The sequence below is a fragment of the Psychroserpens sp. NJDZ02 genome (assembly GCF_004843725.1).
Classification (GTDB): domain Bacteria; phylum Bacteroidota; class Bacteroidia; order Flavobacteriales; family Flavobacteriaceae; genus Olleya.
Map to the genome: position 1 here is coordinate 3,136,332 of NZ_CP039451.1, position 26,439 is coordinate 3,162,770.

Annotated in this window: 29 protein-coding genes; 11 read left to right on the forward strand and 18 right to left on the reverse strand. The window is 30.0% G+C overall.

All coding sequences use genetic code 11. The features are described from left to right. Nucleotides 1-16: 16 nt before the first annotated feature. From E9099_RS13755 to E9099_RS13775, 5 genes are all read left to right on the forward strand, one after another. The gene (locus E9099_RS13755) at nucleotides 17-1,321 is read left to right on the forward strand and encodes a Glu/Leu/Phe/Val family dehydrogenase (RefSeq protein WP_136584120.1); all 1,305 of its coding nucleotides are present in this window, start codon (nucleotides 17-19) and stop codon (nucleotides 1,319-1,321) included. 15 nt (nucleotides 1,322-1,336) lie between these two features. Continuing rightward, the gene (locus E9099_RS13760; protein WP_317130622.1) at nucleotides 1,337-1,759 is read left to right on the forward strand and encodes a GreA/GreB family elongation factor; all 423 of its coding nucleotides are present in this window, start codon (nucleotides 1,337-1,339) and stop codon (nucleotides 1,757-1,759) included. 12 nt (nucleotides 1,760-1,771) lie between these two features. Next, on the forward strand, nucleotides 1,772-2,191 hold the full coding sequence (locus E9099_RS13765; protein ID WP_136584121.1) for a hypothetical protein: 420 nt from the start codon (nucleotides 1,772-1,774) through the stop codon (nucleotides 2,189-2,191). Nucleotides 2,192-2,194: 3 nt separating this feature from the next. Further along, entirely contained in the window at nucleotides 2,195-2,584 is a 390-nt protein-coding gene (locus E9099_RS13770) for a hypothetical protein (RefSeq protein ID WP_136584122.1), read from the forward strand. A gap of 88 nt (nucleotides 2,585-2,672) precedes the next feature. Continuing rightward, a complete protein-coding gene (locus E9099_RS13775) occupies nucleotides 2,673-3,503 on the forward strand; it encodes a universal stress protein (protein ID WP_136584123.1) in 831 nt (276 codons plus the stop codon). Nucleotides 3,504-3,628: 125 nt separating this feature from the next. Here the strand turns inward: E9099_RS13775 and E9099_RS13780 are convergent, their stop codons facing one another. Next, nucleotides 3,629-4,408, reverse strand: coding sequence for a hypothetical protein (locus tag E9099_RS13780; protein ID WP_136584124.1), 780 nt, complete (start codon nucleotides 4,406-4,408; stop codon nucleotides 3,629-3,631). 260 nt (nucleotides 4,409-4,668) lie between these two features. Between E9099_RS13780 and E9099_RS13785 the strand changes: the two genes are divergently transcribed. From E9099_RS13785 to E9099_RS13800, 4 genes are all read left to right on the forward strand, one after another. Next, on the forward strand, nucleotides 4,669-7,140 hold the full coding sequence (locus E9099_RS13785) for an ATP-dependent Clp protease ATP-binding subunit (RefSeq protein ID WP_136584125.1): 2,472 nt from the start codon (nucleotides 4,669-4,671) through the stop codon (nucleotides 7,138-7,140). A gap of 64 nt (nucleotides 7,141-7,204) precedes the next feature. Continuing rightward, nucleotides 7,205-7,654, forward strand: coding sequence for a hypothetical protein (locus E9099_RS13790; protein ID WP_136584126.1), 450 nt, complete (start codon nucleotides 7,205-7,207; stop codon nucleotides 7,652-7,654). Between the two features lie 2 nt (nucleotides 7,655-7,656). Further along, nucleotides 7,657-9,015 (forward strand): DUF5458 family protein, encoded by a 1,359-nt coding sequence (locus tag E9099_RS13795; RefSeq protein WP_136584127.1) that lies wholly within the window; start codon nucleotides 7,657-7,659, stop codon nucleotides 9,013-9,015. Between the two features lie 94 nt (nucleotides 9,016-9,109). Beyond that, nucleotides 9,110-9,781, forward strand: coding sequence for an outer membrane beta-barrel protein (locus E9099_RS13800; protein ID WP_136584128.1), 672 nt, complete (start codon nucleotides 9,110-9,112; stop codon nucleotides 9,779-9,781). Between the two features lie 223 nt (nucleotides 9,782-10,004). Here E9099_RS13800 and tssD read toward each other — a convergent pair whose 3' ends face one another. The 4 genes from tssD to E9099_RS13820 form a co-directional block, all read right to left on the reverse strand. Beyond that, nucleotides 10,005-10,391, reverse strand: coding sequence for a type VI secretion system tube protein TssD (gene tssD, locus E9099_RS13805; RefSeq protein WP_136584129.1), 387 nt, complete (start codon nucleotides 10,389-10,391; stop codon nucleotides 10,005-10,007). A gap of 395 nt (nucleotides 10,392-10,786) precedes the next feature. Then, complete coding sequence (locus E9099_RS13810) at nucleotides 10,787-11,272, reverse strand: hypothetical protein (RefSeq protein ID WP_136584130.1); 486 nt, start codon at nucleotides 11,270-11,272, stop codon at nucleotides 10,787-10,789. A 5-nt stretch (nucleotides 11,273-11,277) separates the two neighbouring features. Then, a complete protein-coding gene (locus E9099_RS13815) occupies nucleotides 11,278-12,132 on the reverse strand; it encodes a hypothetical protein (protein WP_136584131.1) in 855 nt (284 codons plus the stop codon). A 136-nt stretch (nucleotides 12,133-12,268) separates the two neighbouring features. Next, nucleotides 12,269-12,757 (reverse strand): hypothetical protein, encoded by a 489-nt coding sequence (locus tag E9099_RS13820; protein ID WP_136584132.1) that lies wholly within the window; start codon nucleotides 12,755-12,757, stop codon nucleotides 12,269-12,271. A gap of 393 nt (nucleotides 12,758-13,150) precedes the next feature. Between E9099_RS13820 and E9099_RS13825 the strand changes: the two genes are divergently transcribed. Then, nucleotides 13,151-13,522, forward strand: coding sequence for a hypothetical protein (locus E9099_RS13825; RefSeq protein ID WP_136584133.1), 372 nt, complete (start codon nucleotides 13,151-13,153; stop codon nucleotides 13,520-13,522). A gap of 30 nt (nucleotides 13,523-13,552) precedes the next feature. On the opposite strand, the gene E9099_RS13830 is transcribed toward E9099_RS13825, so the two are convergent. From E9099_RS13830 to E9099_RS13850, 5 genes are all read right to left on the reverse strand, one after another. Next, nucleotides 13,553-14,113 carry a LemA family protein gene (locus E9099_RS13830; protein WP_136584134.1) on the reverse strand — a complete coding sequence of 187 codons (561 nt, stop codon included), beginning with the start codon at nucleotides 14,111-14,113 and terminating at the stop codon, nucleotides 13,553-13,555. Nucleotides 14,114-14,117: 4 nt separating this feature from the next. Next, nucleotides 14,118-15,212: a hypothetical protein gene (locus tag E9099_RS13835; RefSeq protein ID WP_136584135.1), complete on the reverse strand. Its 1,095-nt coding sequence runs from the start codon at nucleotides 15,210-15,212 to the stop codon at nucleotides 14,118-14,120. 133 nt (nucleotides 15,213-15,345) lie between these two features. Beyond that, a complete protein-coding gene (locus E9099_RS13840; protein ID WP_136584136.1) occupies nucleotides 15,346-15,765 on the reverse strand; it encodes a hypothetical protein in 420 nt (139 codons plus the stop codon). 210 nt (nucleotides 15,766-15,975) lie between these two features. Then, nucleotides 15,976-16,908, reverse strand: coding sequence for a hypothetical protein (locus tag E9099_RS13845; RefSeq protein ID WP_136584137.1), 933 nt, complete (start codon nucleotides 16,906-16,908; stop codon nucleotides 15,976-15,978). A 365-nt stretch (nucleotides 16,909-17,273) separates the two neighbouring features. Then, the gene (locus tag E9099_RS13850) at nucleotides 17,274-17,984 is read right to left on the reverse strand and encodes a hypothetical protein (RefSeq protein ID WP_136584138.1); all 711 of its coding nucleotides are present in this window, start codon (nucleotides 17,982-17,984) and stop codon (nucleotides 17,274-17,276) included. A 108-nt stretch (nucleotides 17,985-18,092) separates the two neighbouring features. Between E9099_RS13850 and E9099_RS13855 the strand changes: the two genes are divergently transcribed. After that, the gene (locus tag E9099_RS13855) at nucleotides 18,093-19,100 is read left to right on the forward strand and encodes an IS30 family transposase (protein WP_136584139.1); all 1,008 of its coding nucleotides are present in this window, start codon (nucleotides 18,093-18,095) and stop codon (nucleotides 19,098-19,100) included. 10 nt (nucleotides 19,101-19,110) lie between these two features. Here E9099_RS13855 and E9099_RS13860 read toward each other — a convergent pair whose 3' ends face one another. From E9099_RS13860 to E9099_RS13895, 8 genes are all read right to left on the reverse strand, one after another. After that, nucleotides 19,111-19,695: a hypothetical protein gene (locus E9099_RS13860; protein WP_136584140.1), complete on the reverse strand. Its 585-nt coding sequence runs from the start codon at nucleotides 19,693-19,695 to the stop codon at nucleotides 19,111-19,113. A gap of 184 nt (nucleotides 19,696-19,879) precedes the next feature. Continuing rightward, nucleotides 19,880-20,071 (reverse strand): hypothetical protein, encoded by a 192-nt coding sequence (locus tag E9099_RS13865; RefSeq protein ID WP_136584141.1) that lies wholly within the window; start codon nucleotides 20,069-20,071, stop codon nucleotides 19,880-19,882. 24 nt (nucleotides 20,072-20,095) lie between these two features. Continuing rightward, on the reverse strand, nucleotides 20,096-20,770 hold the full coding sequence (locus E9099_RS13870; protein ID WP_136584142.1) for a hypothetical protein: 675 nt from the start codon (nucleotides 20,768-20,770) through the stop codon (nucleotides 20,096-20,098). A 61-nt stretch (nucleotides 20,771-20,831) separates the two neighbouring features. After that, the gene (locus E9099_RS13875; RefSeq protein WP_136584143.1) at nucleotides 20,832-21,026 is read right to left on the reverse strand and encodes a hypothetical protein; all 195 of its coding nucleotides are present in this window, start codon (nucleotides 21,024-21,026) and stop codon (nucleotides 20,832-20,834) included. 539 nt (nucleotides 21,027-21,565) lie between these two features. Next, the gene (locus E9099_RS13880; protein WP_136584144.1) at nucleotides 21,566-22,585 is read right to left on the reverse strand and encodes a hypothetical protein; all 1,020 of its coding nucleotides are present in this window, start codon (nucleotides 22,583-22,585) and stop codon (nucleotides 21,566-21,568) included. A gap of 7 nt (nucleotides 22,586-22,592) precedes the next feature. Next, nucleotides 22,593-24,836 (reverse strand): glycoside hydrolase family 19 protein, encoded by a 2,244-nt coding sequence (locus E9099_RS13885; RefSeq protein ID WP_136584145.1) that lies wholly within the window; start codon nucleotides 24,834-24,836, stop codon nucleotides 22,593-22,595. 11 nt (nucleotides 24,837-24,847) lie between these two features. Beyond that, the gene (locus E9099_RS13890; RefSeq protein ID WP_136584146.1) at nucleotides 24,848-25,312 is read right to left on the reverse strand and encodes a DUF4280 domain-containing protein; all 465 of its coding nucleotides are present in this window, start codon (nucleotides 25,310-25,312) and stop codon (nucleotides 24,848-24,850) included. Between the two features lie 5 nt (nucleotides 25,313-25,317). Further along, entirely contained in the window at nucleotides 25,318-26,388 is a 1,071-nt protein-coding gene (locus tag E9099_RS13895) for a hypothetical protein (RefSeq protein WP_136584147.1), read from the reverse strand. Nucleotides 26,389-26,439 lie beyond the last annotated feature (51 nt).

Here is a 26,439-nt window from a genome sequence, read left to right on the forward strand (position 1 = left end):
ATTTAAATATATAATAATGACAACAGTAACAGCAGATTTTAAAAAAGTAACAAAAAAAGTACCTGTTAAAGGTATGATGGATAATGTTATGGAGCAGTTTAACAGTGCTGCGGATCATATAAATCTACATCCAAATATTAGAAAAATATTAAGTATTACCAATAATGAGATTCTAGTCAATTTTCCGGTAAAAATGGATAATGGGGAAGTGGAGATTTTTACAGGTTACAGAGTGCAACATAATAATGCTTTAGGGCCTTATAAAGGCGGTTTGCGTTACCATCCTACAGTAGATATTGATGCGGCTAGAGCATTAGCAATGTGGATGACTTGGAAGACATCGTTAGCAGGATTGCCATATGGTGGAGGTAAAGGGGGGATCAAGATCGATCCATCTAAATATTCGCAAACGGAACTCGAGCGTATTACAAGACGTTTTACGTTTGCTTTAGCGGATAATATTGGACCAGAACATGATATTCCTGCACCAGATGTTAATACTAGTAGTCAAACGATGGCTTGGATTGCAGATACATATATGAGTACGCGTCCACCTGCAGAGCGTACAGCAAATCAACACGTCGTAACAGGTAAACCTGATGGCAGTGGTGGATTGGAAGGGCGTGATAGAGCGACAGGTTATGGTGTGTATTTATCAATTAAATTTTGGGCAGAAAAAAACAGTTTCAGTTTAGTGGATAAAAAGTTTATTGTTCAAGGTTTTGGTAATGTAGGCTATTGGGCAGCTCATTTTTTAGAAAAGGATGGTGCTAAATTAGTCGCTGTTCAGGATGCTTTTGGAAGTATCGAAAATCAAAATGGTATTAGCGTAGAGGATCTTTTTAAATACACTCAAATTAATGAAGGGAGTATTGTTAATTACCCAAACTCAAAAGCTATTGATAAAAATAAGTTTTTCACTTTAAATTGTGACATCTGTATCCCTGCGGCTTTAGGAAATCAAATTACAAAAGAGAACGCACCAAAAATTAAAGCCAAATTAATTGCAGAAGGTGCAAATGGTCCGACAAACGTAGAGGGGGAAAAGATTTTATTGGACAGAGGTATTACTATTATACCAGATATTTTATGCAATTCAGGAGGTGTTGTTGGTAGTTATTTTGAATGGTTGCAAAATCGAAATGGAGAGATCTGGCAATTAGAAGAAGTGATGGCTAAATTGGATAAAAAGATGAAAGAATCTTTTAATAAGGTGTATGAATATGCAGTTAATGAAACCATAGATATGCGTACAGCTGCTTTTTGCATAGCTATCCGTCGTATTGAAAAAGCATACATACAAAGAGGGATTTTTCCTTGATTTTAAATAGAAAAGATGATGAAATACGGAAGTTTAATAATAGAAAAAAAAGAATATGTATACCTAAAACGTCTACTTAATATTTCTGGTTATGGAGATGATAATGAGGTTAAAAAATCACTGGTAAAACTATCTGAGGAGCTTAAAACTGCTCAGATAGTAAATGAGGAAGACGTGCCAAAGGATATTGTTAGGTTTAATAGTCTAGTAAGGATAGCATCAGATAACGGTTGGGAAAAGGAATTGCAAGTTGTTATCCCGATGGAGAAAAATGTAACACTTAATAAAGTATCTGTTTTAGCGCCAATGGGTGCGGCGCTCTTAGGATACTCTAAAGACGATATTATAAATTGGAGTTTCCCTGGTGGTGAACAAAAAATTAAAATTATTGATGTAAAAAAAGAAGAGAATTTAAAAGCAATAGATGTCATTATTTAAAACAACATTACTATGAAAAATCAAAATATTCAAATATTTGACCACGATACAAATTTAGATGTTACACACAAGATTAATACTATGGAACTTGATAATTGGATTAATCATTTAAAATATATTAAAAAAGAACTTTCAAACCTTATTAATATTTGTAAAAATGAACTGAGTGATAAGTTAGATGATAATAGTGTTAGCGATAAGTTTGAAAAAAAAGCAATTGAAAACGAAACATTATTAAATGCTTTAAATAACTATTCAAATTCTAGATTAAATATTATAGAATGTGAAGACACACAATGCGATATGATTTATATAACAGAACATGAAAGTTATAGACGAAGCTACTTGTATCATTTAGATAAGTATAGACGATTAAAAGACGAGTTTTTTAATAAAGTTCAAGGCACGTTCACGTTTTTAAAAGTTAATTAATAATTGAATAGAGCTGCGGATGTTAAAATTGAATCGCATAGACGGTTATGTATAGTTAAGGATTTAAATGAATTAAGTCATTGGATGACCATGTTGGAATATGCTATAAAAGAGTTGGATCATTTATGTGTCATAGAGAAGCAGCTTGTTAAAAGCGCTTCAGTACCTAATAGAATACATGGCTTAAGACGAAAAATAATATTAAGTACTGCTCATTTTTGTAAATACGAACAAGAATTAAATACGGAATTAGACTATGGTAAAACAGAGTATAATATAAATAGAGCAAAAGTGCATGAGGTTAAAAGGCAACAGTATTTAGCATGCTTAAACGAGCATGAGCATTTTAAAATAATGTTATATGGTATGCTAGAAAAGTTTCAACGTAAATAAAAAGTGTTATTGAATTGATTTTCAATTAGTGTTGAGGACGTCTATGTATTGTCAAATAAAAGTAATTATTAATCTAAAATAAAGCAAGATGAAAAAAATATTAATTCCAATAGATTTTACTTTGAATAGTTTTCAAACGATAGATTATGTTCTTGATCTTTTTAAAGATGAAGCATGCGATTTTTATATTTTGAATACATACACATATAATACAAATAGTCTTGATGCTATACAGATGCTGCAAGTAGATGATGATTGGTTTGAGCAGCCAAAACAGCAGTCTATAAGACAATTAGAGGCGTTGGTGGATCGCTATACTTCAAATTTAAAATATGTAAACCATCGATTTTATGCTATATCGGAGTGTTTAAGCTTGTTGGACGCCATTAAAAAAAGTGTAAACACCCTGTCTATTGATTTAATAATTTTAACCAGTAAAAAAGAAAATAATATAGGTGAAAAAACAAAAAACATTGTCGACAAAATAAGAACCTGCCCAGTGTTACTAGTACCGCCTCATGCGTCTGCTTGTAAAAAAAATAATTTAACGATAGCGTCAGATTTTAAAGAAAAAATAAATCCTCTTGAAATTAATAAATTTTTAAATATCCTAGAAAACACTAATCTTCAGATTACTATTTTAGTCTTAGGTAAGCAAAATAAGCTAAGTGCTAATGCTTCGGATAATTTGGAAACAATATTAAAGTCCATGCAACCTTTATTAAGGACGCCTATACAACTTCTTTATGCAGGGACTTTCTGTAAATTAAAAGATTATGCCCTCTCTCATTTAGATGGTATTATGTGTATTGTAGATAAAAGGCCTGATGTTTTTAGGAAAATAGGCTTATTCCGTTCTAAAATATTTTCGACATTAAAACAGCTTCGTACCAATACAGTTTTAACTATTCATCAATAAATTATGTGTTATGAATAATCGAAGATTTAACCTATTAGTTATTGTAATTGGAGTAGTGGTGATGTTATTATTATCATGGCTAGTCCCCGCGCCAATTTTTGAAAATTAATGAAACACTTTAAAAATTAAAACGTTTTTGTTAATGAAATTACGATTCCCTTTCTTGTTGAAATTTTAAAGACCTGTCCATCATCATCAGAAGTCACAAAGTTTTCTAAAGCCTCAAAACTTAGTTCACTTGGTAAAAAAGTTGTTTTATCAGTAATTAAAAATGTTCTTAATTTAGGATTAGAATTTACAATTTGATAGAAGCTTTGATTAGATGCTTCAGCTTTTTTTAATTGTATAAAATCTACACTTATTAATTTAAATCCAGCTTCAGTAGTTTGTTTTTTTATTAAACAATCGTAAATGATGGTTTCGTTAGCTATCAAGCTAGCAATGTTTTCAGGAACCTTAGTATTACCTATCATTATATCTAAGATTTTAAGAGTGTCCGTTTTAGATATCTCTTCTTTTATGTCTTCTTTAATTGGGGTAGTAGACTCTGATTTAGAGGTGGTAGTATCTGTTTCCGTTTCTGGAAGACTATTTTCTTTAGGTATAGCACTTAGTTTTATAGCCTTTTGACAAGCCCAATTTTCAGGTAGGATCAATTGATTTAATCCAAAGTCTATCGCAAAAAGAGCATTTTTAGTTTCAAAAACGCCTTTAGTCGTTACCTTTCCGGTAATATAATTGTTTTCTCCCCATTGCATTAAATACGAATTTTTATTTATTTTGGAGAAGGTATATATGGTCCCATTAGCATCATTACATTGCCATTGTCCTTCAAAACCTGTTAAGTCTTCTGTACAAGTAAAGAAACTAAAACAGATAAGTATTAAAAATAGTCTTTGGATCATTAGTTATTTATTGGTAGCGTTTCAAAATTTAAGAGCTCTAAATTAAATAGATTTTTTTAATTTATGCCAATCTAAGTTTAGTATTCGTATTTTTAGGCATCAAAAATAGTTTAGGATTTTAGTTTAAATATGTTTTTAATTGGTTAAAAGTGCTTTTCATGGATAAAACCGTGCACTTATTCGTTTTTATATTACCAATCAATATAAATTATATATTTTTATTTTTGAGTCCACAAACCATCAACCTACAGACTTAATATATGGAATACACCTTAGACGAGGCTTTAAATAAAGCGATACACATTTCTCAATCTATAGCTAAAGAATATTCGCACAAAGAATATTCATCAGCACATTTATTAAAAGCATTATTACACAGGGATATAGGTATGCTTAAATACCTTGAAAGTATCGGTATTGACGCCTATTATATAGAAGAATGGGCAGAAGTACGTTTAGAATCTTTTCCTAAAACAAATAAAGTGCCGGAAAAACCTAATCACGATGCTTTTGTAGAAGCTGTTTTTAACGAAGCGGAAAGTGTAAAACTAAAATTAGGAGTAGAAGAAGTTAATGTTCACAGTGTATTGGCGGCATTAGCAACACCTGGTGTAGGGTTTTCGTTTGAACAACTAAAAACATTCCCATTACAGGCAGATGATATTATTAAAAATTCGAGTGTAAAGTCGTCAAATGGTTCTACTAATAACGCTGGAGGAAAAGGAGCTAATGGTGTAAGTACTGAAGCAAAAAACGGTATTGATTATACTATTAATAAAACCGAATTAGCTAATAATGATGAGCTTGAAATTATTTCTGGAAGAGATTCCGAGATAAAAATGATAACTGAAATCCTAGGAAGGCGTTCAAAACCGAATGTTATTATTTTAGGAGAGCCAGGGGTCGGTAAAACCGTTATGTTAAACGGATTGACTTATACTACTTTAAATGATAATATTCCTGAACAATTAAAAGATGCTAAAATTTTTGAATTAGACTTTATAAGTTTGGTTTCTGGAGCAGGATATAAAGGAGAGATTGAAGACCGATTAAAAAAAGTGCTTGAAGATGTTAAGAAGCATGATAAAGCCATTTTATTAATTGATGAGCTTAATACAATTACAGATAAGACAAATGGTAACCAAGGTTTAGTCAATATTTTAAAGTCGGAATTGGTTAAAGGTGAAATTACCATAATTGCGACAGCAACAAATGATGCCTTTAGAAAGCATATCGAAATTGATGAAGGGTTGTCTAGACAATTTGAAACCATAACATTAGAAGAGCCTTCTCCTATTGAAGCGCTTAGAATGATAGAGAATACGATTTCCTATTATACGGAGCATCATGATTTATCTATAGATAATGAAACTATTGCAGAAGCGATACGTTTAGCACAACGTTATAATAAAGAACGTAGCTTACCGGATTCTGCTATAGATTTGATTGATCGTACAATGTCTGCAGCAAAATTTATGATCGAAACTTCTGTGGCAGAAATAGAGTTATTAGAACAGCGTGTCGCAGATTTAAAAGAAGAAAAGCGTCCAACAGAAGAAGCTATTAGTGAAATCAAGTGGATGTACACACAAATGAAAGATAAGTTAAGTTATCTTTTGTTTACCGAGTTGGAAGAAGAAAACCAACTGGAACATATCACGACATCGGCAAAAGGATTTAAGGAATTAAATTCAATTTTAAAAAAACTATTAAAAGTTGCTTCAAAAGAGAAAAAAGAGGTGACTAAAAATGATATTGCTTTAACGATTGCTAATAAAACAGGGATTCCGACAGGTAAACTTCAAGCAGATGAGAAGGATCGTTTGTTAAACATGGAAGATCAACTTAAAAAACGTGTGATTGGTCAAGATCATGCGGTACAAGTAATTACCGAAGCTGTTTTAGAATCTAGATCAGGTTTAAGTAAGCCTGGACTACCTATTGGGTCTTTCTTTTTCTCGGGACCAACTGGTACGGGAAAAACAGAATTAGCGAAAGCCTTAGCAGAGTTTTTATTTCAAACCGAAACATCAATTATTCGTTTTGATATGTCAGAGTTTAAAGAAGAGCATTCTGCAGCATTATTATATGGGGCACCTCCAGGATACGTAGGGTATGAAGAAGGAGGTTTGCTGGTAAATAAAATACGCCAAAAACCGTATTCAATTGTTTTGTTTGATGAAATAGAAAAAGCACATCCTTCCGTATTTGATATATTTTTACAAATATTAGACGAAGGAAAATTACATGACCGTTTAGGAAAAGAAGGCGATTTTTCTAATGCAGTGATATTATTCACCTCAAATATTGGAAGTGACCATATTGTAGAGTCTTTTAATAATGGAAATATCCCAAAATCGAATGATTTATTAGAAATGATGGGTAAACATTTTAGACCAGAATTTTTAGGACGATTGACAGAGATTATTCCTTTTTCTCCTATCATGGAAGATTTTATTACTAAAATATTCAAAATCCAATTGAAAGACCTGCACAAAGCACTAGAAAAACAAGAAATGTCCTTATATTTATCAGAGAAAGCAATAACGCACCTTGCCAAAAAAGGGTTTACTCCCAAATATGGAGCAAGACCATTACGTGGTGTAATAAGAAAAGATTTGAGGTCACCACTTTCAAAGAAAATAATATCGGGTGAATTAACCAAAGGAGCGACGATAAAATTAGATATAGATAAAAAAGGTGCCCTAACATGGGATATATCTAATAAATAGTATACCGAATAAAAAAATAGTTTTATATTTAACATAATTATTAATCTAATTTGAATTTAAGAAAATGAGTGATACTTACGGAATAGGAGGTAACGAAGTAAAATCTGATGCAGCAGAAGCTATTCAGGATATTCCTCAAAATAGGACGTTGTTTGTAGAGAAATTAACGCAGGATCAACCAATAAAACCTGAGGTTGTAAAAGGGCTGAAAACGATTGATGATGTGTTTGAGCATTATAAGCCAAATGTAGACGTTGAATTTGAAGATTCTGATGGCGTTAATAAAAAAGAAAATTTAAGTTTTAGTAACCTTGGGGATTATGGCGCTATAGGTATTACAAAGCAAAGTAAATTTTTAAAGGATTTAAGTACAGAGAAAGATCAATACGTTAAAATTGCTAAGCAATTAAAAACAAATAAGATACTTAAAACGGCATTAGAAAATCCAGAAGCAAAACAGGCTTTATTAGAGTCTATTAGAGCTTTATTAACAGAAATAGAAGAAAACAAATAAACATGTCAGCATCTCAAAATCAAGCACAAGGATTTCAGCCAGTTGAAAATCCTTCAGAATATTTAAAAGAAAATAATGAAAAACTAGCCAAATACGGTGGTTTTGATTTAATGGAAGCTTGCGTAGAAGGCATTCAAAATATGAATCCTGAGCGTAAGGCGAGAAAAAAGATCTTTTTAACGGAAAACGCTAAAAAAGATGAGCGTGAGACATTAAAAAAAGTGTTAGAAATGTGGTCTTCTGTTTTATTAGGATCTGAAGATATCTCAGACATGGTTGAAACGTCTCAGAAGCTATCTCAAGAAGCAGATGTCTCTTTAAAAAAGAACTTAGGTAGAGCAATAAACGCAACTCGTGAGTTAGAGAAGTCTTATAGATCTATGGCGCTTTTTTATAAAAACACAGAAGCAGATAAGCTTAAAAATATATCTATCGTTAATGCAGAATTAGATCAAGTTAAGGATTTAGATAATACTAGATTTATAGATGCTATTTCTGAGGAATTAAATGGTGCGTATGACCGTTTAGATTTAAGAGATAACTATGGTTTACTTGTTATACCTGGTTATTTAGGATCAAATAAAGTAGTAGAAAAATGGGCAAAAATAGCCTATGATAATAAAGTGATGTTAGTAACGGATTTTGCGCATTTAGATGAGCCAGATGATGTAATGGAAATGTTTGAATCTGCAAACTTAACAGGAGGAGACAAGTACCGTTCTAACGTAATTATGTCTTGTAACTGGTTAGTTGGAAGAGGTAAGGTTGATGAAGTAGGAGAGGAAGATGATTTGTTTATACCACCAGCAGGTGCTTTAGCAGGTAAAATATACAATACATTAATGTCTCAAGTAACTGCAGGTAAGAAGTTTGGAGGGATTAACGAAATTGATGGAGTACGTTTTGATTTAAAGAAGAGTGAAATTGCACAACTTGAAAAACTTGGTTTAGTACCAATGGTTAACGAGTATGGTAAAGTAATGGCATTCTCTGCTAAAACATTATTTAATGGAGATAACTTAGGATTACAAACCTATTCTGTAGTTCGTGTATTTGACTATGTTACTAAGGTGCTAATGGACTTCTTAAACCGTCGTGCATTTGAGAACTTTAATGCTAAGACAAGAAAAGAGTTAATGGGGCAAATTGTTAAGTTTTTAGATAATATTACGGGACCAGATAAATTAATAGAAGATTTTTCTATTAAGCGTTTTGAGCAAGATCACAACCAGAAAGATCGTATTTTTCTAGACGTACACATGAAACCTTATTTTCCAGCAAAAAACTTTATGATTAAAATGGATGGTCAAAAAGGAGACGATGGAAATGCTTGGGATGCAGAGTATGAACAACAAAAATAATAGTTAAATAATTTAAGCACAAAAAAACCGAAGTCATCACTTCGGGTTTTTTTGTGCTATTATTTAGATTACAATAAAACTAACAATATTTAGTATGAAAAAGCAATTAGGTATTTTCGCGATTTTATCATTAATGGTAACTGGTTTATATGCTCAAGATGATTTGAGTGAAAGTGAGTATTATCTTTTGAAAAATGATATATTATTAGAAGGAGTCGTAAATTTTCAATCTCAAAGCGATTCTGAAGAGTTGGAAGGTATTAAGTCTTCGTCTTATACTGTTAATCCAAAAGTGGGGTATTTTATCTCTGATGATTTAGCACTTGGATTAGATTTATCTTATTCGTTTTCCAAATCTGAGATTCAACAAGGAGAATTAATTCAAACGAAAGAGGATGAAACTATTATGGGAGGTCTTTTTCTTAGATATTATTTTTTAAATTTAGGGAAAAGGTTTAAAACGTATGCAGAGTTGGGTGGAGGTTATTTAACTGCTAAAACAGGGATTATAACTGGTCAAATGAAATCTTCTGGTTTTCGAGGTAATCTTTCACTAGGTTTAAATTATTTTGTAAAAGAAAATATTGCAATATCATTTGTTGTAGCAGACTTAGCTAGTTATAAGTCTGTAACGTATGAAGAACGTCGTACTCAGGATGATATCTTAATTAGTGAAGAAGAAACGGTTAATACGCTTAGTGCTGATTTAAATGTTTTTAATAACTTTTTTAGAGAAGCTAGATTTGGTGTAATGTTTAAGTTTTAGTAAATCTTTATTAAATAATTTACTTTAAAAATCTCATGAATACTTTTCATGGGATTTTTTTTGTCTTATATTTTGGCTGTATGTACTAATAACATTAATAGCTAAGTTATTTTACTTATCAATTTTGGGTTATTAAAGAAAAATTTTTGAGGCATAAAAAAAAGGAGTAGCAATTTGCGACTCCTTTTAGTTGTAAAAATAATATGACGAATTATACGTTTATTTAAACCCATTCATTAAGATGCTCTCCATTTCCAATACCAATACCTTTTGCTGAAATCACAAAAGACTCAGACATTGGATTTTTTCCAGTTGAATCAAAGTTTTCACGGTATTTAACCATGTACCCTTCAGTAAATTTTAATTCTTTAGATGTGGATTCACTATCTCTTTTTAAGAATACTATAGAACCATCTCTACGCTCGAAGTTGTTAAACATCCAATCAGAAAGACTCACATCTGCTGTAGATTCTACTGTTAATTTAATTTTACCTCCTCTAGTAACTGAAGAAGGTCTTCCTGTTGCGTCAGTTTCTTGATGTAATTCATAAGAAGAATTTAACACATTGTACTCTTGTCCACCTACTTTAAGTTTTGCTTTAAAAGCCATAATAAAAATATTTTATAAAAAAAATTTAACGCCATTATCGGCACTTTTTTAAGATACTAATTAAAATGAGTGCTAACGAATAACATAGGTTAAAAGCAAAAATACCCGATTAAAAGAACGTATTATTGTAATAATTATATTTCATACAGTGTGTTTAACTTGTAATCCTTTTTATTTATAAATTAAACTCATATTGTAAGAGGTATTTTAAAAGAGATAATAGCATATAATTTTAACAATATTAATAAGCTATTAAAAATTTGCAGTTGGCATTGCGATTGACGTATAACCCTTGTTATAATTTAAAAATAGAAAGGGGAGACCTCTCCGTTTTTATTTATTACTGTTAGACAGAGCTAAAGTTAATTTGGTTTAGTAGTATCTTATGCTTATTTTTAAAAGATAATTAATTGTTCTCCAAGTAAAGCTTCACTATAATAAGTGTTCTTTTCTAGATTTTTTTGTTCACTTGAATAACAAAGTGTAATTTTTTTACTTTTTGTTCTCCATTCATATTCCTCGCCAAAGTCATTAATAAACAATTGTTTTCTAGCTCCATAATTATGCGAAAGTTGTTTACTATAAGCCTCTTTTTTGTTGATTCCTTTTTTTCTTATTGTGTAACCAATTATTTTACCTTTTTGACAATAAATAAAGGTTTCTTTTCCCGTTATGAGATCATGTTTAAAATTGGATGTTTTATAATAAGCAAAATCACTGTCTCCTTCTTTAGGGAACTGTTCTAGTAATTTTTCTGGTTGACCAATAATTTCATTTAAATTAATGTTATCAGCACTACTGCAACTGATTAATAAGTTTGGTACTATTAAGCCAGTTACTGTGGCAATGGATGTAATACTTATAAATTTGCGACGTTCCATATAAATTATATTATCGTTAAACCATTTTCTTTATTGCGCATATGTAGTTTTATGTCAAATTCTATATTACTATGCTTTTCAGGATTTGAGCTTTTAAATTGTAGTGCTGCACTACCATCTAAACGAACAAGACGCACTAATTTGCCATAACCCATTATTTGTAATTTTAAGTCTTCAGTATGTAGTGGTAATATTTCTAATTTCTGATTAGAAAGTTCCATGGTAGTTTGTCTAAAACTTATTTGTTGCTCTTCGGAGAAATAAAAGGCTTGTTCTTGTAGTTCTAATTTTTCTTTAAAAATTTCTAAAAGTTTGGAGGTATTATTTGATGACATTAAGCTATGTATTTGTCTGTAATAACGTAATACATCAGTCAATAACTTTTCTTCTTTCAATGCTATTAAGTCTACTGATTTTTGCCAACCATTTAATACAAAAGGTAAATCAGTTACTTCAAATTTTGTTTTTTGTATATAAATAGGTAGATTTTCTAAAGTTTTATTTATGACACGCCCCTCCTTTTGAATATATTGCCCATATGGGCTTTTCATATGTTCTCTTACTAAAATATTAGATTTTATGTTATCAACTTCTCTCTTATCAAATCCAATACTGTAGGAATCTCTTGCATCATTTTGATCTAAAAGCTTATTGCCATGTCTAGGCATTAATTTACATTCTAATTGAAATACACCATTTTCTAATACAATATTGTTTAATGGAATTGCACCATTGTATACGCCTTCAGCTGTCTGTGCACCAACCCAATGTAATATTGGTACATCATTTATCCATATTTCTCCTGCGCTAAGAGCGTAAACATATATAGTATAGTATGGTTTTTTTAAATTGATTTTCATAAATAATATTTTAATTTGGGTAACTTTTCTATAGTATCGTTGTTGCTGGTTTAATAGTATTTAGAACTTGTAATAAAAATATTAATACTCTGTACGTTTAGTTGTAACGCTTGTACTAGTAAAATTTGTTGTTGGATTAGTATAGAATCTGTTTTTCTTTTTTTGAATTATGAGCCAATAGGCTATGATTATCATTTACAAAAGCTTCAATTAAATTTTGAGTCTCTGGTATCTTTAGATTTTTTATGTGCGTATTATGGTCTACCCATTTTTGTTTGGCACCTCCAAAAAACTGATTGAATTTTGAAGTCATTATTTGTTTAGGTCTAGTATATTCTACTGAAAATGTAATATCCCTTTCTGTAAAATTATTTGAAGATGCAAAAGTCGGAACGATAAGTAAATTGAAGTTCTGCTTATTTGACACATAATTTATTGTAAAATACCAAAAATCATTTAATACTGGTTTACTAGAACTATCTGTGGCAGCTTTAAAAGACTTTTTTATGTATTCATACCATTCTGTTTCTCTAAACTTTAAAAGGACTTCTTTTGGAGATAGATTGGTATTAGTTACCTCTTGCTCTGAAAATGGATTTAAAAATTTAGTTGTGAAATGCTGCATATTAACTTTAACGTATTACGTTTTTTTTACACCCTTACCTTATGGGCTATGTTACCTTTATATTGTTCTATTTTTGATGATAGTGTAGGCCACATAGACTACAAAATTATACACTGTCTAAAAGAGTATTAGTCCTCTTTTTTTTTCTGTATGAATGAACCTCCGTTCTTAAAAAAACCTTTCCTTAAGATAATAAAACCAACAATGTATCCCATTGCTAGTAATAAAAGTTTAAAATCAGGAAATAATAAATAGAGATGAAAGCAACCAGTTAATAGTAGTATGCAAAATCCTTGTTTAATTAATATCATTTTTAAGTATAGTTTTTATATTAGAGTCAGAGAGTGCAACAGTATATGCCGGGATACTATTGCTAGGTTTTGAATTTTACAAATGACTAATTCAAATTATGAGGTTGTATTTGAGGTAGAGCATAAGCCTTATTTTTTGTTCTTATCGCTTACTTTTTTAGATAAATCGTTGTACAATTTATTTATTGCAGTAATATTAAGGGCGGAAAAGATAAAGCTAGAAAAGCATAAGCTTATCCAAATAAAATATAGTTTAATACCCGAGGTTTCAGAAATGAAAAGTAACATGATTATTATAAAACCTCCTATCCAAGTTAAAGTAAGGCTACTAAAAATAATAGTATCTAAATTACTACTAAAGCTAAAGGATCTATATAATTTGCTAATAATGGCGATTGAAAAGATCAACATGGGCATACCAAATGCAGCGCAAATGACAATTAATACAGGTTGAGTAATTATATGGTCTAAAAAAGGGAAATAATTAAAAGGTAACTCCATTGTACTTTTTTTCTGCTTCAGTGATTTGTAATAATGCTTTTTCTGTGTAACCCATGGGCTTAGATAAAATCATATTTGGGAATTCATTAATGCCTATATTATACATATTAATGCATTCATTAAAAAATTCTCTTCTGTCAGAAATATGATCTTCTAATTGAGACACTCTTTCTTGAAGTTTAATAAATGAAGCACTAGCCTTTAAATCCGGATAATTTTCTGCAACCATCATTATTTTTCCTGAACCGCTTACCATTTTATTGGTTAATTCTATTTTTTCATTTTGATTTGTTGATGATAAATATTTTGTTCTTAACTCTGTTAATCTGTTAAGTGTTTCTTTTTCATGGGTAACATACTCTTTTACAGTGTTAATTAGATTAGGGATTTCGTCAGCACGTTGTTTAAGAAGCACATCAATGTTAGCGAAAGCCTTTTCTACATTAAACTTTAGCATGACTAGTCTGTTGTAAAGTTTAATAAATACGCTTATAATAGAAGCAATGATTATTACTATTATGACTATTCCTATTGTTTGATTCATATTTTTATTCGAATAATTTAGTGATTGAAAGCGTATCCCAAGATAAATTAAATTTAAGATTTATGGTATCACCGTCTACGTTTATTTCTGAAATTAAAATGAAAGCTATAATTAAAAATAATACAGCCAAGTAGGCTAGAAAGTTATTTAATAAGGGTTTGTTTCTGTTCCATTGCCCCACAGAATTGTTTGGAGCTAACATAAATATATTTTTAATAGGTTCTTTTTCTATAAAAACCCTATTTGCATCGGAATTTGCTTTACCTATTAAGATAATGCTTTGATTAGCATATAACAGATATTGTGTATAACGTTTGGAAGTGCTAGAGTAGGAGTCTGTCTCTTCCAGCCATAAAAAATCAATATCATCTGCTACTATTTCTACTTGCGCTGTACCATCGTCTAGTAAAAAATTATTACAAACCACTTCGTTGCTAATTGTACTATATTTGGTTTTTCCATCCCGATCTTTACTTTTTCGTTCTATTTTATACCTATAGCCAATGCATTCTTTTTTTTCAATTCTGGATAGCATAGGTTCTTGCATGATGGTTTGTCCAGAGACCTCAACTAACCCCATAGCCATAGATTTTATTTTTGAGGTTGGTAAGCTAGCTTGAAGGTTTAAAAATTTTTTTGTATTGCTGGAAGAAAATAGTTTAATAACAAAAAGTAAAACGAATATAACTATGATAATGGCGGTGTCAAAATATATAAATGCCGCAATAAAAGAGGCTACAAGGATTAAGTATTTAATTATGTCTAAAAATATTTTTGGTAGTGTTTCTTTTTTAGAACGCTTTTTAATACCATCAATTGAAGATTTTACACCTTTTAAAACACCTCCAATTATAGTTAATAGCACTAGTAATAGGAATAAAAATAGGATAACGGCAAACGGGTGAATATTAAAAAGGATATTTGAAACTATAACAAATAAAGGAAGTAGAGCAAAGAAGAGCCAGGCAGGTTTAAATTCTTTGTAAAAAGTAGCGCAAATAACAGAATAAAATATAGCAACACCTAAGCTAAAAATAACAGCAAAAATTAATTCTGGCAGTTGGGATTCTTTAAAGATAAATTGTGTGAGTTCTTGCATATTGAATTTACAACTTGATTGGTTTGTCTTTTTAATTAGATAGATTGTTTTTTCTTTTTAGTTTAAAAGAGCTGCATTAAAAGTAGTTATTGTTTTATATCTATAATATTATAAATAAGATTTTAATAGTCGTTTATACGGTGTTAGAGCTAAACCATAAACCATATAGTCCTAGGCTAAAACCTAGAGAGTACATAATCTGAAAAGTTGTTATTATTACAGGCTTTCTTTTTATTATTTTTTTGATAAAAGGCTTTTCTTTATTTCCAATTTTTATTTGATACTGTAATAAAACATCCCATATTTTTTGTACCATAAAAAGTGTAATTACAAAAACTAGTAGTAGTATTAAGCTAACATAAATACCAATGGTTAATTTTTTATTTGGTGTAAAATCTATTTTTTTTAATATAAGTAAAACAGCTAGATATGAAGGAACAGAAGCAATTATTGATATAATAGCAAATTTTAAGTGCCATTTGTTAATTTTTTTTCTGTTTAAAAAAACTAAAAGTACTAAAAGTATAAAAAATATAAACGCTATTAAATCCATTTAATTACTAATTAAAATGTTTGTTACTTCTTTTATTATTACTAATAAGGCTATGCTGAAAAGTATCTTCTTTATAAATCAATTACTAGATCTGCTATGAGACATAAATATTTATTTTCAACTTTAAGTAAGGTAATTATCATTTTCAAATTACCGACTACTAGGCGTCAAAGAAAATATTTCTATTATCATTAGAAGCTTTAATTAGTGCTATCTTATTATTTCAAAAGTATCACTATTCGCAGGCATATGTAATTTAGTTCCTATTGAATATATAGAACCTTCATCATTGAAAATTAAAGCATTCCACCCTTTGATATTTACTTCTATATCTTCAAAAAAATCAGTTTCCCTTCGTTCTAGAGATACAACTCTGCCGTTTGCATAGAATTTTAGTTCATAATCTTCAAGTGGTAACATATTTCCTTTAGACTCTTCTTTTATCTCGCTTAAAATACTTTTCCAATTTTCATCAAAATTTGATTCTTTTTCATACAAAACAGTCCAGATTTCTTTTCTTTCGTTGGTAGTTCGTTTTTTCCATTCTGAGGCATCACCGGTATTTAAAATGTCTTTTAATTCGTTATAGTGTTCTAAAACCTGTTTCATGATTTTTAAAGAGTCTGCTTTTTTAAAAACTTTACTATTACTCCAGCCTTCTACTTTGTAGGGAAGATCTTCAATTTCTATTTCCCATTCCATTTCTACAAAAGGTAAAGGTGCACTCATTGGGGGAATAATAAGCTTCATAAGCTCTTCGTTAAATTTAAGACCTCTCCCTGATTTATTGTTTTTTATAACTTTAATTAATTCGAAATGACTCATTTCGAAATCATCAATATTAATAGCCGTTTCTCCTTTTTGAGGAAGTAATTTAAGTCGAATAGTATGTTTGCCATTTCCTAAAAGATATGGATTAATCTCTATTACTGTATTGGATCCAGCATCATAATCCTTCTCTGCAGGCATCTCATTTACATATAACTCGTATGGTGTGTACGTCGTTACAGATACTGCATATGTATACTGTTTGTCTCTGTTTATTTCTTTTGTTATTCGCTCTTTTGTTGACTGAATAGTTTTATTATCTTTTTTCTTAATACATCCTAAAACGATTATTAAGGACATTAGTAAGTACTTCATTTATGTTATTTTAGTTTCTTTAAAATATGTAAATTCATTACGGATTTTTTATTTTTACGAGGGTAATGGTTTACTCGGGTTTTTACTTATCCCTTTTCCTTTTTTAGACTTTTTAAAATCTATTTTTAGAAAAGCAATATACAAATAATGACCTTTTCTTGTTTTCTGCAATAGTCAATATCTTTTAGTAGAAAATCAAAGCAGTCTTGTTTTTTAATACATTTATCCAATATATTGTAGTTGCTTGAAAGAATAGATAGCTAGTATTGTTTAATTGTTTTAGTAGTACTCACTATAAATGTGGGCTAATAGCGCGAACCATATAATATATGGTTGTGCCATCTTATTTATAAATTATATTATTGTTATTTTGTATAATAATTTTCATATTCTCCCCTTCCTCGTTTAACTTTATCGGCCAAGTATTGCTGATAAGTATATGTTGGGTCTTGTTTCTTATTTCTTTCATCTATAAATCTTCCATAATAGCCGTATTCAGGAAAATCAAACATTATGGGGTAAACGATAGTATCCGAATTTTTAAGCATATAAAGATGTGCTCTTTTATATTTTTTAGTTTCATAATCTTTATACACATTTAAAAAGTAGGTTCTTTTGTTAATAAGATCTTCCCATAAATAATTTGATGGATTGTCTCTCTCTTTCTCTCTTTTATCTCCGTAACGTCTAAAATCAGGGTTGCCTAACTTTTCAATTAGAACATTAACAAAATCAGTACATTCATCATGTGTGTATAGATCTATTTCCAATATTGAAATAATAGAGTCTTTTTTAGAAAACCAAAAATAAACTCTATTTCTTTTGTAGTTAGTATTTGCATGAATTTGTCCTTCTAATTCGACTTCTTCGAAGTTGAGAAATTGTTTATCATAAATTGTATAACCAGAATACTCAGAACTTAGAAAGAAATCTTTCTCATATAAATCTAATTTTTCTAAGGGTAAGTCTTTTATATTTTCATTTAGCGTAATATCAGATAAGTCAAAATTTGATTGCGATTGACAACTCTGTACGATTAGACATACGACAGTTAACTTAAATAATATTTTTCTCATAATAATAATAATAATAATCCAAGTTCAAGTCATAAGTGCAACACGACTATTTAAAATAGATGGAGCTAGCCCCATCTATTTTGGGCTCAATATTTATATTCGTTTTGGATGAAACATTACAAACAATTGACCTTGTTACAAAGGTATCAAATCTCTGCATTATTAGAGACAGGAATTAGTATAACACAAATAGCAAAAATTATTGGTGTTAATAAAAGTACCGTATCAAGAGAATTAAAAAGGAATACTCCCAGTCGAGGTCGTACAGCTGGCATTTACATTGCAGAACACGCGCAACATAAAGCGCTTAATAGACATTGCCTAAAACCAAAATCAATTATTTTAACTGATGGACTTAAAAAACGAATAGCCGATTTGATGGAACATGAGAAGTGGAGTCTAGAATTGATTGCAAAACGATTAGTAAAAGAATCTGAGCTCTGCGTTAGCCACGAGACTATCTATAAATGGATATGGAGAGCAAAGCACAGCAATCATAGAAATCACAATGCTTACAAGACACTATACAAGCACTTGCGCCACACTGGTAGAAGGCAAAAGAGAAATAACATAAAAGATAAACGAGGAGCTATTATCGGTCGTGTAGGGATAGATAAGAGACCTAAGGTTGTCGAACAACGTTCACGAATTGGAGATATAGAGGTCGATCTTATGATGGGTAGTAATCATAAATCAGCATTACTGGTTATGACAGACAGAGCAACTCTTGTAACGATGATAGAAAAGCTCAGTAGTAAAAATGCAGATGAAGTTTATCAAAAAATGAATCAACGCCTAACTAATTTTGACTCATCTTGGGTTAAGACAATAACATTTGATAATGGAAAGGAGTTTGCTCGCCATGGAGAAATAGCAAAAGACGTCAATGCGAAAACATATTTCACAAGACCATACACCTCTCAGGATAAGGGAACTGTAGAAAACAGAATCGGGGTAATAAGAAGATTTTTTCCAAAGAAAACAGACCTTAGAAAAGTCTCTAACAAAAGAATAAAAGAAGTAGAAAGATTACTAAATTACAGACCTATTAGAAAGTTTAATTATAATAACCCTATTGAAACCCTAAAAAGTATGAGTGTTGCACTTATGGGTTGAACTCAGCTTATTATTTAAACTCTAAATATTCTTTAACAATTTTTTTATATGGCGAGGCTGTGCCATCTTGATTAAATGGTAGCATATAATCATCTTTGTTTTCTTCAATTGTAAAATATTCTTCAGTTAAGTTTAATAAGTCCGTATCCGAAATACGCTTAGAATCTATTGAGATAAATCCCATTAAATTTAGTGTGTCTAAAACATACTTTTGTGTATTTTTATCTTTGTAAGCTGGAGTGTAATCTAAAATTATTTGTTCTTTCCAGAGTTTATTTATTTTACTAAAAAAAATTACAGAATCTTTGTTTTTTGAGTAGAAAGTTGTAATGTATTTTGGAGATCTGTGTGACCAAAGTTTTAAATTTCGTTCAGGTTTATATACAGGTCCTGTGTCTAATTCAGCTCCATTATAATATGAATAGTAATCTTGATGTGTCTTGTACAATTTTTGATCAATAATGTTATGCATAACAGAGTCAAATTTTTTGTTGTCTTTCTCTAATTCAAATTTTTCTATTGAAAAGTTTTGTGAACATGAAATAATGCAACTATATAAAACTAATAATACAGTAAATCTTAATATTTTAATCATTTTTCTAATTCTTTAATTGATATACCTTTATTTAGAACAATCCTTTTTTTGAAGAAGTTCTCTAGTTTAGTAGGTGACCTAACATAATTAAGCCCTTTTTCGTAGTTTCCGTTTAACTTTTTTGGAGACAGCCTAACTAGAGAATCTCCGTTTTTAGCATCTAATCCAATCCCTGTTTCATGTCCTATGCTAGTGTTATTTCTAAAGGTATTGGTAGATTTAATAAATTATGCTTTTCGTTATTAGGGTAAGCTCGTTTTAAACAATAAGCACCTCCTTTAATATCCATTGTCATTATTATGTTGTCATTTACTCTAATTTCAAACAGGCGAGTTCCCGCCCTAAAACCTAAAATGTAATAAGGTTCTTTGACCATATTGATTTATGTTTTGTTTAATAATTATTCTGTTAAAATGCTAATATATTCGTCACCTTTTTCTGTTTGATCCTTTATATAATCCTGATAAGTAAAGTTTTCAGGAGACTCATTATATTCTTTAAATTTAAGGTAATTACTCCATTTAGAAAACGACGGTAATCCTATTGCTCTATCATAAAAATAGGCTTGATTATTATTTACAACAAATAGCCAACATTCTTTACCATATTTTTGTATTGAAACATGAAGCAAATAGGTGTAATTATTAGTTTTATCTTCCCATAGTTTTCCATCGTAATTCCTTTCTTTACGATCTTCTACTTTCTGATAACTAGTAAAATTAGGCTTACCTAAAAAATCATCTAAAGCTTTAATTAGTTGGTTGCTTTTTTCTGTTTGATACGTGAATAATTCATATATAGCAATAATACTGTCTTTTTTAACAAAACCAAATTTTACTGAATTTTTTAGATAATTATCACCTTCATTAAAAAAACCATACAGGTTAACACCATTAAAATTCATTAATTCTTTTGATGATGTTTTAAGGCTACCATTATCTAAACCATAATGATTCATACTATTCCTATTTATTTTAATATTTGGGCTTACTATAGAATCAATGTGTTTACCTAGTATCTCTTTACTTAAATCAATAGAGTCTTCGTTTTGAGAGTTACAACTTGTTAGCATCATTAATACTAGCATTTTGCTAAATAATATTATTTTTTTTCATTTTATATTATTTTTATTTTAATTATGATGAAATTAAGGGTATTGATACTTTACCTCCTGTTATTTCCTCAATAATATCAAAAGGTTTAACCAATTGTGCTTTATATTCTATATCTGCTAATTTTTTGTCTTTACTAAAGTTAAACCATGATGTTCTAATTTTCATACCGACTTCTGCTTTTATAATGGCTTCAACTTGTATACCATCAAACAGCATTTTAGGCTCGTAATTTAGCGATTCCCCATGAGATGTACCAATATAGTTTAATTCATGACCAAAAGTAATTGATCATTCTCCTTTAACTTTAATGTTTCCATCTGCGTAAAACTCAGCTATTAATACTACCAATTTTGCTTTAACACTTAATTCTTATGAGTTTTTTACTTATGACTAAAAACAGAAAAACTATCTAAATAATTAGATAGTTTTTATTGTTTAATTCTTTTTTTAGAACTTACTTGGTAGGGCACTTGTTATAAACTAGCGCTATCGGAGTGGGTTAACGTATCATTAATACCTTGCTTACCTTTTGAAATCGAATAAATAAACCTAGATTTTTGTTTGACTTCCTTCAAATCTAAAAAACTACTAATTGCATTATCTATATTTCAAGTACTAGTTTTAACCTTTGTATTTTCTGAAATTCTGGCTTCATTTTAAAGCGGTGTGCTTTCTTTACAGCTAATTAAATATAAAAGTATAGCCAATGTGATTAGATTCTGATGCATTATTTTTTATCATGTCATTGTCATGATTTATTTAGGATTATTTTGTCTTAACTGAATAAAAAAGTCTTTATTTATCTCGTTAATTTTAATTTCTCCAAAATCTTTCATGGTCCATATTTTAGGTTCTTTTACAGGACTGTTATCGTCTTGAATGTATTCTTCTCCATATTTATGAAGATATAGTTCATTATTTTTTTTATTGAATTTAAAGGTGGTGTATGCGTATACTAAGTATTTATTGCAAAAGGTCTGTTCTATTGTGAAATACTCATTTTTAAATACAATATTTTGAAATCCTTCTGAAAAACAATTTTCGGGTGCCTTGAAAATAAGATTTGTATTTTCTTTCCATTGCATATATTCATCACGACTTCCTTTTTTTAATATGATTTTTGATTCATAATGGTTGTTGGCGTCATTATATAATTTGTTTTTTAATGCTATTATGGAATCTTGAATACCATCCATATTTAAATCATGTGTTTTGGTAAAATATGCTGGCCCATAAAGTTGGATATTATTCTTTTTTAAAAGAGCTATGATTCCTGACGCCTTATTAAAGTCAAAATTATTTTTGAAAAACACCTCATTAAGGATTAGATTATTATCTGTAGTGTGATCTAGATTTTGAAAATCATTAGACCTATAATGCTTAACAGAGACTGAGTCTAGTAATGGAAGCTCATTACTTAAAGCAATTATTCTATTGTTAGGAAATATTATAATTTTCATTTCATAATCACCTATAATTATTTTTGGAGCAATTTGAAATGTTTTATTATAATCTACCTTTAAGTTTAAGCTGCTATTGATTACATCGCTAAAATGTGTTTTACTAGGAATTTTGTAATCATTATGAATGTCAGTAATTAAATTGGCTATTCTTTTATAGTACTCTTCTTTTTTAGCGTCACTCCAATCGTTCATAATGTAGGATTGATCAGAATCTTCTAGTTCAAAATTATAAGCTTCTATTTTTTTATCCTGTCCTTTGCATGAAAAAAATAATAAAAGGAAAACTACGGGATATAAAGAGTGTTTTATCATATTTTTTTTAATTAAATCCAATGTGAAAGTGATTTTGGTGTACACTGTATGCTGCATTTTTTGTGTTTGTAAAAGCCTTATAATTATAGTTGTTTGTAAAATCCCATGCTACTGCTAAAGCGAATATATCAGTCATAACTTCGTCTAATTTGGATTCGCTTCCAAGAACGTCTCGAGCGTACGTCCATAATTGTTGACCCGCAGCATTTGTACATCCAGGATAACGTATATCTACATCTTTTCCGGTTTTATGGGTGCTATGACCTAAATCAGTAACTCCATCGTCGGAGGATATATCATTATAATATAACGTTGTTGTAGTAACCTCTTTATTTACAGAGTAAAAGAAACCTAATAAAGCAGAGAAGGCCTCTTCGTTTACCCAACTATCACCGTCGGAGATATTGCTATCTCGTGTACCATACCTACCCCAATTTAATCCGGAATCTGGAAATTTTAATAAATTATGTTCATTTTTAGTTGCTGTAAATGTTTGTTCCAGTACGCCATCATTGTATACTTCAAATTTATAAGTATTACTGCTAGACGATTTAGTTTTAGAATATGTTTTTTTAATATAATCTGTTTTATATAAATTAAATTCGCCAATAACCACCTCATCTTTTGTACATTCATTAACTCTAAATGCTGTTAAAGCTGTTTGAAAATGAGCCCATCTATCATTATATGAATCTGTATTTAAATTAACTACAGCAGTAATAGAGTCTACAGTAGCTCTAGTTTGTCCTACTTTTAAATGCAAATCTTTCCAATAAAAGTATGCCATAGCAGATAAAACGCCTTCCTTAAAGTTTAAAAGTTTATCTGGATTAGTAACAATATCAAAATCAAACCCTTTTCTCACTAACCTTTCGTTTACATTTCTGTAATTTTCTTTCCATGTAAGTTGAACAATTCCCTTTCCTCTATATTTTGATCCATCACCACTAGCGATATCACCATTTTCATATCTATTAGCATATGCTCTATTAGCTATTGCAATTTCGTTAGCAGCTTGCATTCCTTTATCATTATAGGTATTTAAATCTTTTCTACCATAAAGATCTGCGTCATTTGGATTGTTTTTAAAATAAGAAAACGGACCTGTTTTAAGAGTTCCATTACTATAATATCCACCTTCTCCAGTAGCTAAGTTACCTTTTACCCAACCAGAACCACTTGTTCGGTCACTATTTTTTAATCTTCTAGCACTATAATTTAAACTTTCAGGTGTTTTTATTGTTAATGATGATCCAGTCTCTTCTCTTGCTTGGGCAAAAAAGTGAGCCTTTTTTTCACAAGTATCTATATGAAAGTGATCTACTCCCTCATTAAATGCTTCAGCTACTTTGGTTAAAGTGTCGTCTGTGGCATCTCCAAATATTAAAGCAAGTTCCTCTTTAGTTACTTTTTTACATCGTGGACAAGGACTATTTTCTTCTATTTCTCCTTCCTCACCAACAGTACTTGGGCTATTTCCATTTTCTGGTGTTGGATCATTACCAAACCCTATTACCTGTAAAGCTTCTTGTATTGCGCTATTTATTGAGAATCCGGAAGTATTATCCGATACCTCTAATTGTTGTTCAGAATAGTTATGTAAATTAAATCTGTTAGATTTAACTACAACATAATACTCGTGAGTACTACCTTCAAAAACACCTTTATCAGCATTTACAGCCATATCCAATGTTAATTGCTTTTGTACTTTTACGTTTCCAGTTGTGTTTTCGACAGTAGTTACTGTTTCCCACAATTTAGTGTTTTCGTTAGCGTCGTGACCATCATCTGACATGGTATCCCTTTCCCATAAACTAACAGTTAAATCTTCACCTATCATATTGACGGTTTCAATAGAAATGGTAATTGTCTGTCCATATTGAGGTGTACTGATAAATTTGTCCCCTTTATAATCTAACATCGTAATGGTAGTAATGCTTGGAGGTCCTTGAAGTGGTCTTACATTAACCGTAGATGGTCCAGATAATTCTGGATTGAATAAATAGCCTTCTACCTTATAATCATGATTAGCAGAAATTTCTCCAAAAGTAAATGTGGCTATTGGTCCATTTTTAGTAATTGATGTTGTAGTATATAGACCAGAGCTTCTTTTTTTAAACAACTCCCATTTTACATTAGCTTTTAAAGCATCAGGTGTTCCAGGATGCCATTCGGTTACTGTATAAATAGCAGGTTGTCCAATTCTTGGAGCTGTTGGACCGCTAATTGTTTTTACACCTTTTTTTGCCATAATTATATTACTTAATATGCATCTGGTTGATTATCTTCTACAGTATCATTAGTGTCTGTTAAAGAATCTAATTCTTCTTGTACATCTTGGTCTGCATTATTAACATTACTTTTGCTTAAACTTGCACTTTGACCGTGCGTCATTATTGTAATTTTACCTCCAACGGAACACATAAGCTCTGAGCCTTCAATCACGCATTTTTTACCTAAAACAGTAACTTTATCGTATGTTTTTGTCCATTTTCCTGCAGGAGCAAAAGCACATGGGTTTTTTCTGTTTAAGGCACATGGACCAAATGAGTTTGAGGATGGAGTAAATTGGACATCGTCTTCTGTGACTGCTAAAAAATCTGCGCTGTTACCACTATCATTCCAATAATGTTTAGTGTGACTTGACACTTTAAAACTAGGGAAGGTAGTGCCTTGATTACACATAGCTTTACCTTTTTGTATTACAAAATGTTTTCCGGTACTCATAATAATTAATTATTAATATGATTAATAGTTAGTATTGTTGTTTTACTTTTACTTGTCGTGTAATCGATATGGTATTTAGCTTTGATTTTTGTTGAAAGTTCTTGTTCTAAGTTTACCTGGTAACTACTGTTTAATGTACCTTCAATTTTTGGTAATTTTATATAAAAAGGATTGTTGTTAACATCGTTTGGATTTAATAAATCTTTATAACTTCTAGTGTCTTCAACTTTACCATTTTGTAAAATTGTCAATGTGTTATTTTTAGTGTCATTACTTTCTACTTCCTGAGATACTTTAAGGTTTATGTGATATTTATAATAATTAATATTAAAAACAGTTTTTGATGTTTTATTTAATCTTTGATAGGGTAGTAGTAGCGTGTTAAGTACTGTGTCGCTAATTATTGCTTTTTCTAATTGATTACTTTCTAGTAATTTTTTGTTAACATTATTAATGTATTTTTCTGCATAGTCACCATTAAAATTTGCTTCTAAATTACTTTTATTATCAAGCCAACGTTTTTTAATTTCGGGCATGTTATTAATACCTATAATATTACCGTGTTTGCTTAATAACAAATCCATAGGGTAATAAGCTTTTGAGCAAAATAAAGCGAGTCGTTGTATTTTTGATTGAGGCTTAATTTTATTGATATAAAATTCGCTTTTTGTTACTCTTAAGATTTTTAAATCATCTTTGTTTATTAGATAATTAAGGTTTAATGTATAAGCTATTTTGTTTGTTTTTTCTATTACACCAGTAGTAACCGTTTTGTCAATAGTTACATCATAGCTAGCTATTAAATTATCTAGTTTTAGTTTAAAGGGTTTTAAAGGAGGCTGGTTTGTTTCACCCTTTTTAATTTCATTATTTAGACTAATTACCTCCTTTAAATCTGGTACATATAATGTGTTTCCTTTTGTTATTTCGAAGTTTTGTAATAGCTCGGTTTTTGGACATATATCATTATGAAAATTCTGTAATTGCTTATAGTTATTTAAGCCAATTCTTTCAGCTAGAGATTTTAAAGAGTCTCCTGTTTTTATTTTACATGCTATGTAGTCTTTAGTCTGCATTACACTGATTTATTGGTCATTGTTTTAGCTAATATTATAAATAGAATAAAG